The sequence below is a fragment of the Pseudonocardia sp. T1-2H genome, assembly GCF_038039215.1.
GTDB lineage: Bacteria > Actinomycetota > Actinomycetes > Mycobacteriales > Pseudonocardiaceae > Pseudonocardia.
Map to the genome: position 1 here is coordinate 3,211,502 of NZ_JBBPCL010000001.1, position 12,741 is coordinate 3,224,242.

General features: G+C 74.9%; 10 protein-coding genes. 3 read left to right on the forward strand and 7 right to left on the reverse strand.

Annotation, left to right across the window (positions count from 1 at the left end):
• Positions 1 to 85 precede the first annotated feature (85 nt).
• Complete coding sequence (locus tag WBK50_RS15935; RefSeq protein WP_341336374.1) at positions 86 to 1,576, forward strand: MFS transporter; 1,491 nt, start codon at positions 86 to 88, stop codon at positions 1,574 to 1,576.
• Here the strand turns inward: WBK50_RS15935 and WBK50_RS15940 are convergent.
• Both WBK50_RS15940 and WBK50_RS15945 read right to left on the reverse strand, forming a co-directional pair.
• On the reverse strand, positions 1,545 to 3,815 hold the full coding sequence (locus tag WBK50_RS15940) for an FUSC family protein (RefSeq protein ID WP_341336375.1): 2,271 nt from the start codon (positions 3,813 to 3,815) through the stop codon (positions 1,545 to 1,547). The two genes, WBK50_RS15935 and WBK50_RS15940, sit on opposite strands and share 32 nt — an antisense overlap.
• A 32-nt stretch (positions 3,816 to 3,847) precedes the next feature.
• On the reverse strand, positions 3,848 to 4,696 hold the full coding sequence (locus WBK50_RS15945; RefSeq protein ID WP_341336376.1) for an LLM class F420-dependent oxidoreductase: 849 nt from the start codon (positions 4,694 to 4,696) through the stop codon (positions 3,848 to 3,850).
• A gap of 98 nt (positions 4,697 to 4,794) precedes the next feature.
• Between WBK50_RS15945 and WBK50_RS15950 the strand changes: the two genes are divergently transcribed.
• Positions 4,795 to 6,339: an FAD-dependent oxidoreductase gene (locus tag WBK50_RS15950; protein WP_341336377.1), complete on the forward strand. Its 1,545-nt coding sequence runs from the start codon at positions 4,795 to 4,797 to the stop codon at positions 6,337 to 6,339.
• Between the two features lie 249 nt (positions 6,340 to 6,588).
• On the opposite strand, the gene WBK50_RS15955 is transcribed toward WBK50_RS15950, so the two are convergent.
• Positions 6,589 to 7,167, reverse strand: a complete 579-nt coding sequence (locus WBK50_RS15955) for a hypothetical protein (protein ID WP_341336378.1) — start codon at positions 7,165 to 7,167, stop codon at positions 6,589 to 6,591.
• 89 nt (positions 7,168 to 7,256) lie between these two features.
• Between WBK50_RS15955 and WBK50_RS15960 the strand changes: the two genes are divergently transcribed.
• Positions 7,257 to 8,075 (forward strand): bifunctional 3'-5' exonuclease/DNA polymerase, encoded by an 819-nt coding sequence (locus tag WBK50_RS15960; RefSeq protein WP_341336379.1) that lies wholly within the window; start codon positions 7,257 to 7,259, stop codon positions 8,073 to 8,075.
• A 24-nt stretch (positions 8,076 to 8,099) separates the two neighbouring features.
• Here WBK50_RS15960 and WBK50_RS15965 read toward each other — a convergent pair whose 3' ends face one another.
• From WBK50_RS15965 to WBK50_RS35160, 4 genes are all read right to left on the reverse strand, one after another.
• On the reverse strand, positions 8,100 to 9,026 hold the full coding sequence (locus WBK50_RS15965) for an SGNH/GDSL hydrolase family protein (RefSeq protein ID WP_341336380.1): 927 nt from the start codon (positions 9,024 to 9,026) through the stop codon (positions 8,100 to 8,102).
• Between the two features lie 48 nt (positions 9,027 to 9,074).
• Positions 9,075 to 10,043, reverse strand: a complete 969-nt coding sequence (locus tag WBK50_RS15970; protein ID WP_341336381.1) for a phosphotransferase family protein — start codon at positions 10,041 to 10,043, stop codon at positions 9,075 to 9,077.
• 1,485 nt (positions 10,044 to 11,528) lie between these two features.
• The gene (locus WBK50_RS15975; RefSeq protein ID WP_445942265.1) at positions 11,529 to 12,563 is read right to left on the reverse strand and encodes a spermidine synthase; all 1,035 of its coding nucleotides are present in this window, start codon (positions 12,561 to 12,563) and stop codon (positions 11,529 to 11,531) included.
• Positions 12,500 to 12,712 (reverse strand): S-adenosylmethionine decarboxylase family protein, encoded by a 213-nt coding sequence (locus WBK50_RS35160; RefSeq protein ID WP_445942366.1) that lies wholly within the window; start codon positions 12,710 to 12,712, stop codon positions 12,500 to 12,502. The genes WBK50_RS15975 and WBK50_RS35160 overlap by 64 nt, the downstream gene beginning before the upstream one ends.
• Positions 12,713 to 12,741: the final 29 nt, after the last annotated feature.

The window sequence follows — 12,741 nt, forward strand, 5'->3', positions numbered from 1 at the left end:
CGAGACGTACGCTCCCCGCGAGTCAGGCGGCCGGGCCGGTCGCGGGTCGGGAGGCGGAATGGCGGACGTCCAGGAAGGTGTCCGGATGGGCACCCCCGCCGGGCGGTGGGTCCTGTTGACCACGGTCCTCGGCTCCAGCATGGCGATGCTGGACGGCACGGTCGTCAACGTCGCGCTCGCGCACATCGGCGCCGAGCTCCACGCGGGGTTCACCGGCCTGCAGTGGACGGTCAACGGCTACACGCTGACCCTCGCCTCGCTCATCCTGCTCGGCGGCTCGCTGGGCGACCAGTTCGGCCGGCGCCGGGTCTTCCTGATCGGGGTCGTCTGGTTCGCCCTCGCGTCGCTGGCCTGCGGGCTGGCGCCGAACATCGAGCTGCTGATCGCGGCTCGGATGCTGCAGGGCGTCGGCGGGGCGCTGCTGACACCGGGCAGCCTGGCGCTCATCTCGGCCTCCTTCCACGGGCCGGACCGGGCAGCGGCCGTCGGGGCGTGGTCCGGGCTGGGTGGGATCTCCGGGGCGATCGGGCCGTTCCTCGGCGGCTGGCTCGTCGAATGGACGTGGCGGGCGGTGTTCCTGCTGAACCTGCCGCTGGCGGTGCTGGTGATCGTGGTGGCGGTCAAGCACGTCCCGGAGTCCAAGGACCCGGCGGCCGCGCCCGGCCTGGACGTCTCCGGGACCGTGCTGGCGGTGCTGGGCCTGGGCGCGCTGACGTGGTCGCTCACCGAGATCGGCGGGGGCAACGGCACCGCGGCCGGTTATGCCCTGCTCGCGGTCGGGATCGCCGCGCTGGTGGCGTTCGTGCTGGTGGAGCGGCGGTCGGCGCACCCGCTCGTCCCGCCCACACTCTTCTCGAGCCGCGTGTTCACGGCGGCGAACGTCGTCACCCTGCTGGTGTACGCGGCGCTCGGGGCCGTGTTCCTGCTCCTGGTGCTGCAGCTGCAGATCGTGGCCGGGTTCCCGCCCGCGCTCGCCGGCGCCGGGTTGCTGCCGATCACCCTCGTGATGCTGCTGTTCTCCTCCCGGGCCGGCGCGCTCGCGCAGCGGATCGGCCCGCGGATCCCGCTGACGGCCGGGCCGCTGATCAGCGCCAGCGGAATGCTGCTGATGCGCCGCATCGGGCCGAACGCGTCCTGGCTGCTCGACGTCCTGCCCGCGGTCCTGGTGTTCGCCGCCGGGCTGTCGCTGACGGTCGCGCCGCTCACCGCGACCGTCCTGGATGCCGCGCCGGACCGCTTCGCCGGAGCCGCTTCCGGGGTGAACAACGCGGTCGCCCGGGCAGCCGGGCTGCTGGCCGTCGCCGTCATCCCGGGGATCGCGGGGATCGGGAACGCGGACTACACGGACCCGGCGACGTTCGACGCGGGCTTCCGGACGGCCACCGTGATCGGCGCGGGGCTGCTGGCGCTGGCCGCGATCGTCTCGGCGGTGGCGGTGCGGACCTCGCTGGGCGGCGCCCCCTCACTGGGGGACACGGCACCCGACGGCACGGCACCAGACACACCGTCGCGGGTGCCGCTGGAGCGCTGTCCCCACTGCGGGATCACCGCGCCTCAGACCCACCCCCGGGACTGACCGCGAGCTCGTCCTCGCCCCTGCTCCCGCGCAGGTCCTGGTCCAGCCGGACGACGATCTGGTCGATCCGCCGCAGGACCCGCACGACGGCGAGCAGGGCCGGCCGCAGGGACGGATCGTCCGTCCGTGCGGCCCAGGCGTCAGCCGCGTCGACGAGCTGCTCGGCGGGCCTCACCTCGGCCGGGTCCTCGGCGCCGTCGAAGAGCTCACGGAGGCCGTCGATGTTCGCGCGCACCCGGTCCATCGCAGGGTCCAGGGTCACCGCCCAGCCCGGCGCGACGATGCGGTCGGAGAGCCGGGCCAGCGCGCGGGCGTAGTGGTCGACGGCGGTCAGCACCCGGACCGCCCGCTGGTAGCCGCCCCTCCCGCGCCGCCACGGCAGCGGGCTGTCCAGCGGCTTCGCGCGTTGCCGCAGGGTGCCGAGCCGGTCGTCCATCTCCCGGGCGAGCTCGACGGGCGGGGCCGCGGGGGGCCGGCCGGTGATCGCGTCCGCCGCCGCGCACAGCACGTCGTCGATCGCGTCGACCGTGTCGTCGAACGCCTCGACGAACGCCGTGCGCGTCTTCTTGGGCAGGACCAGGAACCCGGCCAGGGCGCCGAGCGCCCCGCCGACGGCGGTCTCCTCCACCCGCAGGACGAGGGTCTCCACGCTGAACTGGCCGATCAGGCCGTAGAGCAGCGCGAGCACCGCGGTGATCCAGAACGCCATCAGTCCCTGCGAGATCCGCAGCAGGTACAGCGCGAGGAACACGCAGACGAACAGCAGCACGAGGGTGACGACGAAGTGCCCGCCGACCAGGAAGGCCAGCAGCATCCCGGCGACGACGCCGCCGACGGTGCCGACCAGGCGCTGCCAGCCGCGGGCGAGGACGTCGCCGCGGCTGGCCGTACCGGCGAACATGACGAAGGCGGCGACGACGGCCCAGTACCAGCGGGCCGGGGACACGAGCTCGCCGACGACGATGGCCAGGCTGGTCGCGACACCCACCTGGATCGCCTGGCGCGTGGTGAGCGCGAGGCCCCGGTCGCCCGTGCCGTCCGTGTCGTCGGCCGGGTCGTCGTCCGGGCCGTCGTCCTGGTCCTTCGCCGCCTCCTCGGGCTCCTCGGTGGGTGCCCCACGGTGCCCGGCCTGCACCTCGACGTCCGCCGCGACCCGCGCGGCGTCCAGGGCGTCCGTGAGGCGGGTCACCGCGAACGCGACGCGCTGGGCGCGGTCCCGCTGCTCGCCGCTGCTCTCGGCGGTGAGCGGGGTGACGCTGCGCCGCGCCCCGGCGAGCAGGGCCTCGCGGAGCGCGGGGGGAGTGCCGGTGGTCGTCGCGGCGCCGATGCCGCGGACGCCCGCGACGAGCCGGCGGCGGACCTCCGGGTCCAGCGGGCCCTCGCGTTCGGGGTCGTCGGCGAGGCGGCGGGTCGAGACGGCCAGGCGCTCGGTGGCGAGCTCCACGTCCAGCACGTCGACGTCGAGGCGCTCGATCTCGGGGTCGTCGGGGGTGTCCTCGTCGTCGGCACGGGCGTCCCGGCGCCGTTCCAGGCGGTCGACCAGCAGCAACGCGGTGTCGTTGAGCCGCACCCGACGGTCGTGGACGTCGCGCAGCGCGGCCTCGATGGCGCGCCGGTCGTCCGCCGGGGCCTCCAGCACGTCGATCACCGCGGTGGTCACGGCGTGCACGTGCGCCCGGAAGGCCCGCAGCAGCCGCTGGAGGACCTTGTCCGGGTCCTCCGCGAACAGGTAGCACCGCAACAGCAGCGTCGAGCCGATCCCGACCGCGGCCGCGAGCATCAGCCACGGCAGCTGGGCCGGCTTGGCCTGCAGGAACTGGGTGAAGAAGTACGGCATGAACATCGCCATGCCCAGGGCGAACCCCCGCGGCCCGTAGCGGCGGATCCACACCGCCGCCATCATGACGGCGACGAACACGACGTCCCCGACGATCCGGTTCGAGGCCAGCAGCGTGCCCAGCGCGATCGACCCGGCCGCGGGCAGCAGCATGAGCGCGGTGGTGACCCGCCGGCGGCCGAGGTCCGGCTCGTTGACCGCCAGGTTGCTGATCATCGCCAGCACCGCGGCGAACAGGACGACCGTGACGGCCTGCCCGGTGAGCAGCCGGACCGCGGACATCACGCCGGCGGCGAGCACCATAGAGGCGGTCGCGACGCCGGCCAGCGCCAACCGGGTCAAGCCGGGGTCCACCCCGGTCACCCGGGTGCGGAGCTCCTCCGCCCACGCCCGCACGCGCACGTCCCGGAGTCTCCCACGGTGCGCGCGGACCTTCAGCTGATCACACCCGCCGGAAGCTCGAGGGACGCCGCGAGGGCGGTCAGGGCGGGGACGTACTCCGCCTCCTCCCGCACCAGGATCTGCGCGCAGACGTGGTCCGCTCCGGCGTCGAGGTGCGCGGTGAGTCCGGCGGCGACGGCGCCCGCGTCCCCGTGGATCACCAGCGCGTCCACCAGGGCGTCGGAGGCGGTGTCCAGGTCCTCCTCGGTGAAGCCGAGGCGCAGCAGGTTCCTGCGGTAGTTCGAGAGCTTCAGGTACGGATTGCGCACCTTCTCGCGGCCGAGGGCGCGCGCCCGCCGGACGTCCGTGTCCAGCACGACCTTCTGTTCCGGCGCGAGCAGCTTGCCCGCGCCGAGGATCTCCCGTGCCTCGCGGGTGTGCTGCGGGGTCGTCAGGTAGGGGTGTGCCCCGGCCGTGCGGTCCCGGGCGAGGGCGAGGACCTTCGGCCCGAGGGCCGCGAGCACCCGGCCCTCGACCGGGACGCCACCGGCGTCGAGCTCGTCGAGGTAGGAGACGATCGTCGCGTAGGGGTTGCGGTACTCCCCCGTGGCCTCCGGGTGCCCGATGCCGACGCCCAGCAGGAACCGGCCCGGGTAGCGCCCGGCGACCCGCGCGTAGGACGCCGCGACCTCCGAGGCGGACGAGCTCCACATGTTGACGATGCCGGTGGCGACCACGACGCGCTCGGTCGCGCCGAGCAGGGACTCGGCGAGCCGCAGGTCCGGCGGCGCGCTCCCGATCCAGATCGCCCCGTACCCCAGCTGCTCGATCCGCGCCGCCAGCTCGGGGGTCAGCTGGTCCCGCACCGCCCAGATCCCGTACCGCCCCGGTGCCACCGCCATGTCCGCACTCCTTCTCGTCCTCGTCCTGGTTCGGGCAACCCCGTCGCCGGGGACCCGCCTTCCGGTTACTGTCGTACCCCTTCCCTAGGCTCGCTCCCGTGACCGATCCCCTCGCCGCGCGCGCCCATCCGTTGCGCCGGCGCCCACGGGTGCTCGTCCCGGCCGGACCGCCGCAGACCCGATCGGCGCCGGCGGGGACGCGGGTCGTCGTCGTCGGGGGCGGGGTGGCCGGGATCAGCGCCGCCGTGGTGCTGGCCGAGCGCGGGGTCGCCGTGACGCTGCTGGAGGCGGCGGACACGCTGGGCGGGCGGCTCGGGTCGTGGCCGCACACCCTGCCGGACGGCACGACCCAGAACGTCGAGCACGGGTTCCACGCCTTCTTCCGGCACTACTACACGTGGCGGGCGATCCTGCGCCGCGCGGATCCGCTCCTCGGGTTCCTCCGGCCTGTCGACGGCTATCCCGTGATCTCCCGGCGCTGGCCCGCGGAGGACCTCGGGAACCTGCCCAAGGCACCCCCGCTCAACCTGCTCGCGCTGTTCGCCCGCTCCCCCAGCCTCCGGCTGCGCGAGATCGCCGGGGCGGACGCGGGCGCCGGGTTCGCCCTCCTCGCGCACGAGGCGGACCGCACCCGGGAGCTGTTCGACGACGTGAGCGCGACGGCCTTCCTGGCCCGGCTCGGCGTCTCGGAGCGGGCCCGGCAGATGCTCTTCCAGGCGTTCGCCCGCTCGTTCTTCTGCGCCGAGGAGGAGCTCTCCGCCGGTGAGCTGGTGGCGATGTTCCACTACTACTTCCTCGGCAACCCGGAGGGGATCGGCTTCGACTCGCCGTCCGAGGATCACCTGACCTGCATCTGGGAGCCCCTGGCGGCCCACCTCGAGGCGCACGGCGGGCAGATCCGGACCGGCGTCCGCGCGGAGAGCCTGGAACGGGTGGACGGCGGCTGGCGGGTGGCCGGGGTCGAGGCCGAGCACGTGGTCCTCGCCCTGGATCCGGGGAACCTCCGGTCGCTGGTCGGCGCCTCGCCGGACGTCTCCTCGCGGCTCGCAGAGCAGTGCGCCGGCCTGCGGGTGGCGCCGCCGTTCGCCGTCACCCGGCTGTGGCTGGACCGGGACGTCCGGCCGGACCGGGCGGTGTTCAGCGCGGTCAGCGGGGAGCCGACGCTGGACTCGGTGACGCTGTACTCGCGGCTCGAACGGCCCTCGGCGGAGTGGGCCGCGCGCACCGGCGGCGCGGTGCTCGAACTGCACTCCTACGCGTCGCGGGCCCCGGACGCCGCCACCGCGAGCGCCCGGATGCGCGCCGAGCTCGAGGCCCTCTGGCCCGAGGTGGCCGGGGCCCGGGTGGTGCACGAGTACACGCAGTTCGGGGCGAATGCGCCCGCGTTCCCGCCCGGCAGCGCCGGGACGCGCCCCGCGGTGCGGACGGACACGCCGGGGATCCGGGTGGCCGGGGACTTCGTCGAGGTGCCGTACGTGTCCGGGCTGATGGAGCGGGCGTCGATGTCCGGGGTGCTCGCCGCGAACGACGTCCTGGCCGCGGTCGGCGCGGGGCCGGAGGAGATCCTCGGCATCCCGCAGCGCGGCCTCCTCGCCGGTCTCCCGGTCCACCGCCTGGGTCGCCTGGGCCGGGCCCGCGTATGACGTCCACGCCCACGTTCGCGGGTCCACGCACACGTCCCGGCATGTTCGTGGGCACCCGGAGGTGTGCGTGAGCGCGGCGCGGGTGGCCCTCGTGCTCGACGGCGAGGGCCCGGGTGGGGTGCTGCGGCGGCTCGACGGCTCCGGGGCGCCGCTCGGGGAACCGCAGCGGTTGGTCGACGCGGCCGCCGCGGTCCGGCTGGTCGAGGAGGGCGCCACGCCCCCGCGGTGGGTGTGGCGCAACACCCGGACCTACCGGCGGCTGCTCGGCGCCGGCGGCCGGGTGGCGCGCTGCCACGACGTCGAGCTCGTCGAGGGGCTGCTCGTCGCCGCGGACGGCAGGTTCGGGGCACCGCGCGGGATCGCCGCCGCGGCCGCCCGGCTCGCCGGGCGCGAACCGGAGCCGGACCCCGCCCCCGACGGGGACGACGAGCGGCCCGCGCTCTTCGCCCCCGCCCCGCGGGAGGCCGACCCGGATCCGTTGGGCACGCTCGTCGCCGTGCACGCCGAGCAGCAGCGCAGGCTCGCGGCGCACGACGCCCGGTTCCGGCTGCTGGCCGCCGCGGAGTCCGCGGGCGGGATCGTCGCGGAGGAGATGCGGGCCGCCGGCCTGCCCTGGCGCGAGGACGTGCACGACCGGTTGCTCACCGACCAGCTCGGTCCCCGCCCCACCGGGTTCGGCCGCCCGGCCCGGCTGGTCGAGCTGAACGAGGAGATCTCCCTCGCGTTCGGCCGCGAGGTCAACCCGGACTCCCCGGCCGAAGTGCTGCGCGCCTTCGGCCGGGCCGGGCACGAGCTGGAGTCCACCCGGTCCTGGCTGATCAAGCGCATCGACCATCCCGCCGTCGCGCCGCTGCTCGCGTACAAGGAGCTTCTCCCGGCTCCACACCGCGAACGGCTGGACGTGGCTGCGGACCTGGGTGCGCGACGGCCGGTTCCGGCCCGAGTACGTCGTCGGCGGCGTCGTGTCCGGCCGCTGGGCCACCCGCGGCGGCGGAGCGCTGCAGATCCCGCGGGCCGTGCGGGCGGCCGTGCGCGCCGATCCGGGGCACCGGCTCGTCGTCGCGGACGCCAGCCAGCTCGAACCGCGGATCCTGGCCGCGATGGCCGGGGACACCGGTCTGGCCCGGGCCGGGGGCCACGACACCGACCTCTACGCGGGCCTGGCCGAGGACCTCTTCGACGGCGACCGGGCCCGCGCGAAGCTCGCCCTGCTGTCCGCGATCTACGGGCAGACGTCCGGCGGGGCCGGGGTGCTCCTCGGGACGCTGCGGCGCCGGTTCCCCGCCGCGGTGGCGTTCGTCGAGGACGCCGCGCGGGCCGGGGAGGAGGGCAGGCTCGTCCGCTCCTGGCTGGGCCGCACCTCACCGGCCGCGCGGCCCGGGGACGAGCAGCCCGCCGCCGCGCGGGCCCGCGGCCGGTTCACCCGGAACTTCGTGGTCCAGGCGACGGCGGCCGAGTGGGCGCTGGTCCTCCTCGCGGAGCTGCGCAGCGCGCTGCGCCGGGCCGCGAGTCCGGCCGAGCTGGTGTTCTTCCAGCACGACGAGGTGCTGCTGCACTGCCCGGACGAGGTCGCCGAGGAAACCGCGGCCGCCGTCCGCACCGCCGCCGCGACGGCCGGGCGCCGGCTGTTCGGGGACTCCCCCGTGCGGTTCCCGATGGACGCCCGGGTGGTCGACGGCTACGACGAGAAGGAGGGCCCGGTCGACACCGCCCCGCAGGCGGAACTGCCGGCCTGAACCGGGCCGCCGGGTCCGCGGGGATCAGGCCGCGGCGGCGCGACCCGTCAGGTCCGCGAGCACGGTCGCGGCGATCGCCTTCATGCCCTGTGCGTTCGGGTGCACCGGCGCGGCGGGGGCGGTCGGCACCAGGCCCTCGACCCACTTCGTGCCGGGGAGCTGGCAGATGTCGTGGCCGATCGTGGGCGTGTAGGTGTCGACGTAGGTGACGCCGGCGTCGTCGGCCTCGCGCTCGAGCATGGCGTTGAGGGCCTTCTCGACGCCGCGCAGGTACGCCACGTCCCCCGCGCTGAACGGCACGATCGGGAAGCAGCCGGGACCCTGGTCCGGGAGGATCGCCGGGTAGCCGATGAGCGCGACGCGCGCGTGCGGGGATCGGTCCGCGATCTCGTCGAGAGCGTCCGCGATCTTCGCGCTCACCCCGTCGATGCGGGCGGCGAGCTGGTCCGTGCCGCCCGCGGTGTAGTAGTCCTTGCAGGCGGACCCGAACGGCGCGAGCGGAGAACGGGCGGCACAGTCGCCGATGATCGACGCGAAGCCGATGTCGTTGCCGCCGATCCCCAGCGTCACCAGGTCCTCGGCGCCGGTCAGGGCGTCGAGCTGCGGCGGGTTCGGGCCCGGCGAGACGTTCTGCGGGGCCGTGAGGTCCGTGGTCGTGGCGCCGCTGCAGCTGACGTCGACGAACGTTCCGGCCTGCAGCGACCGCGCCACCAGCGACGGGTAGTTGGCCGTGGAGCGGAGGCAGCCGGCGGGCTGTCCGGACTGCACCGGGATGAGCGGCCCCGCGGTGTAGGAGTCCCCGAGGGCGACGTAGCGGTCCGGCCCGGTGATCTCCGTGGTCGCGCTCGCCGGGGCCACGGCGGCGGTGACGAGCGCGGCGAGCGCGGTCGTCCCGACGATCCCGACACGGGCCGCGACGCGACGAACCATGGCGCGGGCGGAACGGCTCACGAGCACCCTCCGGGGGGACGAACGGGCCGACCGGCTCGGCCGTTCAGCTCAACGAGCCGGGTCGGGCAGAGGGTGCGTCCACCGACCGGGTGAAACATGGCCGTCGGGGGTTTCGCGCTCGCCCAGCAGGGACAGCAGGCCGCGCAGCGGGATCCGCAGGTTCCGCCGGTTCCACACCGGGTTCGCGACGCTCTGCGTGCTCTTCGTCGCGACCTGCGCGACGTGCTGCAACCAGGCCAGGACGAGCAGTATCCGCGGGTCCAGGACGTCCCCGCCCAGCGCCCGCTGCAGCCGGCGCATCAGGTCGAACTCGTGCGGCGGAGTCTCGGCCAGCCAGCGCAGCAGCAGCGGGCCCAGCTCCTGGCCGTCCCCCTGCACCGCGCGGAGCTCCATGAACGTGACGGCGTCGAGGACCTGGAAGCCCTCGCGCTGGGCGTCGCACCAGTCGATGATCGCGGAGAGCTGGCCGTCGTCCGCGGCGAGCATGTTCACCGGACCGAAGTCGCCGTGGACCCAGCCCACCGCGACGACCTTGCCCCGGAGCCGGGCGTCCAGCTCGTCGGCCAGGGCGCGGGCTTCCGCGTGGAAGGCGCGCGGCACCGCCTCGACGACGTGGGCCATCGGGCCGTGCACCCAGGCCGTCAGCTCCACGTCGCCGACCGTGCGCAGCTCACCGGTGCAGCGGTGGAACTCGCTGATGGTGCTGATCGCGCTGGCCGCCAGCACCCGGGCCCGGGCGGGGTCCTGCAGGGCTTTGACCGAGCTCCCGCCGGGCATCCGGGTCTCGATCACGCAGTAGCTGCCGCCGATGTCGCCAACCCCGAGCACCGACGGGAGCAGCCCGGCCCAGTGCCGGATCCGCGGGTCGTCGTGCAGCTCGCCGAGGACCTCCGTCTGCCACTGCAGGGCGCGCCGGCTGCGGTCCGTGTCGCACGCCTTGAGCAGGGCGTCCGGGCCGTCCTGCGGGCCGATGCCGGCGACGACGGACTCCGAACCGCCGGCCAGGGTGCCGTGCACGACCCACGGCTCGTCGTACGGGAGATCCGCTTCCCCGGCTCAGCTGCGCCGCCGGACCGCCGACGCGGCGCAGCAGGGCGGCGGTGCGCATCGCGTCCACCCGGGTGCCGAGCAGCGGCGGCAGCCACGGCGCCTTGGCGATCAGGATGATGACGGCCACGACCGAGTGCCCGAGCAGCCAACCGATCCCCACGCCGGTGATGCCGAGGATCGGCATGAGCAGCCAGGCCGTGACGAGCACGATCATCGCGATGGCCGCCGGGACGGCGAACAGGATGCCCATCCGCTGCCGCACCCGGGCCGCGCTGATCGTCGAGGAGTTCACGACGTTCGGGATCGCGGCCAGCGCGGTGAGCGCGAGCGCCGCCGTCCCGGTGTTCGCGTAGTGCTCGCCGAACACCGAGAGGATCAGCCGCCCGCCGACCACCAGCACGACCGCCGCGGGCACGACGAGCGTGAGCGACTTGCGGATCATCGCGCGGCGGGCCTTCTCGACGCCCCCCGGGTCCGACGCGCTGTGCGCGACCATCGACTGGTTCATGCTCGACGAGATCAGGAACAGCGTCTGCCCGATCTGCCACACGATCCCGTAGGCGGCGCTGGCCTCGGCGCCGAGCCGGGCGAGCACCAGGACCGGCAGGCCGAGCATCGCGGCCTGCTGGAACACCGAGCCCGCATAGTCCGCCCGGACGAACCGGCCGATGGCGCCGAGGGTGATCGGGACGGCCGCGTCCTCGTGCTCGCGGCCGAAGCGCGGCAGCGCCCGGAACAGCAGCCAGACGTTCACCCCGAGCACGATCAGCGCGGTACCGACCATCCAGGACACCGCGATCCCGCCCTGGACCGTCGCGGCCAGCGAAGCGAGCAGCAGCCCGACCTTGAGCACCGCGAAGATCGCGTTCTCCAGCGGGACGACCTTGGCCTTGCGGATGCCGGTCAGGACGTAGTCCTGGACCACGAACAGCGACCAGACCGGCGTCGCGATCATGAAGAAGGCGAGCAGCGCCTCCTGCGAGACGGCCTCGAGCATCTCCGGCGCCCAGATCCGCGCGCCGAGGGCGAACACCCCGCCGACCAGCGAGGCGAGGACGCCGGCGACGAGGTACCCGCCCACCACCAGGCGGCGCCCGGCCCGGCCCGCGACCGGGACGAACCGCAGCAGCGCGTAGGTCATGTTCAGGTGCGCCACACCGCCGAGCAGCATCACCGCGGACAGCGCGGCCTGGTTGACGCCCAGGGTCTCCGGCGGGAACAGCCGCGCGCCGATCACCCAGTAGACGAGCCCGACCGCGGACGTCAGGACGGTGCTGAGGATCAGCGCCATCCCGTCGCGGTGCGCGGGCGCACTCCAACCACGAAGCCATCCGGGTCGCGCCGAGGATGCCGTGGGCACCCCCGGGGCCCGTTCCTCCACCTGCACGTGGCGGAATCTAGCAACCCCTGGTCGGTGGCCTCGTGACGAACTGTCGATGAACGGTAACCGAATCAATCGGACGAAACGGGCCGCCGGTCGAGTTGACGACCACCCGTACGGCCTAACGATGCTGGTCCCCGCTCCGCGCTGCGGCGAAGTGCCACGGGCGGCGTCATCCTGGCCCGCAGCGCGGGGCCGTCGATCGTCGCCGGGCGCGTCCGCAACCCCCCTAGCGCATCGGCAGCCGTAGCCGCCGCGGCGTCGAGCGGTCGGTGGGCACCGACGAGGAACGCCCACTCGTGCTCGTCGCTGCCGTAGTACGCGACCCGCCCCGCGCCGAAGACGTCGTGAAACCGCGCCCAGGCGGCGCGCAGCGTCGCGTCCCGCCAGAGCGCCGGGCTGCCGGCCTGGCAGACCACGACGCCGCCGGCCGAGAGCCGGGCGGCACAGGCGGCGAGGAAGTCCGCGGCGTAGAGCCGGTTGATCTGGGCGTCCGGCTCGTCGGGGCGCTCGTCCGGGAGGTCGACGACGATCACGTCCCAGCGCTCGTCCGTCCCGTGCACGAACGCGTGGCCGTCCGCGTAGTGCAGCCGGACGGGGCCGTCGCCGCGCTCGGCGGCCGCGAGGGAAGCCGGGGTGTAGCCGTAGGGCAGGTGCTCGGCGCAGATCCGCACGCACTCGGCGTCGATGTCCACGTGCTCCACGTGCGTCGCGCCCGCCGCCACCGCCATCTCGGACACGACGCCCTCGCTCGACCCGATGACCAGCACCCGCTCGCGCCGGGCGGCCAGCAGGGCGGCGGGCAGGTAGAGGGCCTCGTGGTAGGTCAGCTGCGTGCTCTCGGCGCTCTGCCGCTCGTCGTCGCAGAAGAGGGTGACGCCGTGGGTCGTGTCCGCGACGAGGACGTGCTGGTAGGCGGTCCGCGCGTCGGCGTGGACCCGGCCGAGCTCCCAGCGCCGGGTGAGGCCGGGCGACAGCGGCTCGACCACGGACCGGGGCGGACCCCCGCGCTCGACGACCTCGAGTGAGATCGTCCCTGCCTTCAGCGCGGCGGCCAGCGCCCGCGCCGCCTCGACCGGGTCGGCCGAGTCCCCGCAGGTGAACACGTCGACGTGCGCGGTGCCGAGCCCGGCCAGGTGTGCAGGGAGGCGTGCGACTCGGCCAGCAGCGCGACGACGGTGACGCCCTGCGGCGCGAACCGCTCGGCCACGACCTGCAGCACCCGAGCACCGGCGGCGGTCAGGACCGTCCGCAGGGTCGCGCCGAGCGCGTCGGCGTCGTCGA

Coding starts and splice junctions, on each gene's coding strand:
- WBK50_RS15945 (WP_341336376.1), bottom strand. CDS start 4,696: ATGGCGGTGGCACCGGGGCGGTACGGGATCTGGGCGGTGCGGGACCAG.
- WBK50_RS15955 (WP_341336378.1), bottom strand. CDS start 7,167: ATGCGCTTGATCAGCCAGGACCGGGTGGACTCCAGCTCGTGCCCGGCC.
- WBK50_RS15935 (WP_341336374.1), top strand. CDS start 86: ATGGGCACCCCCGCCGGGCGGTGGGTCCTGTTGACCACGGTCCTCGGC.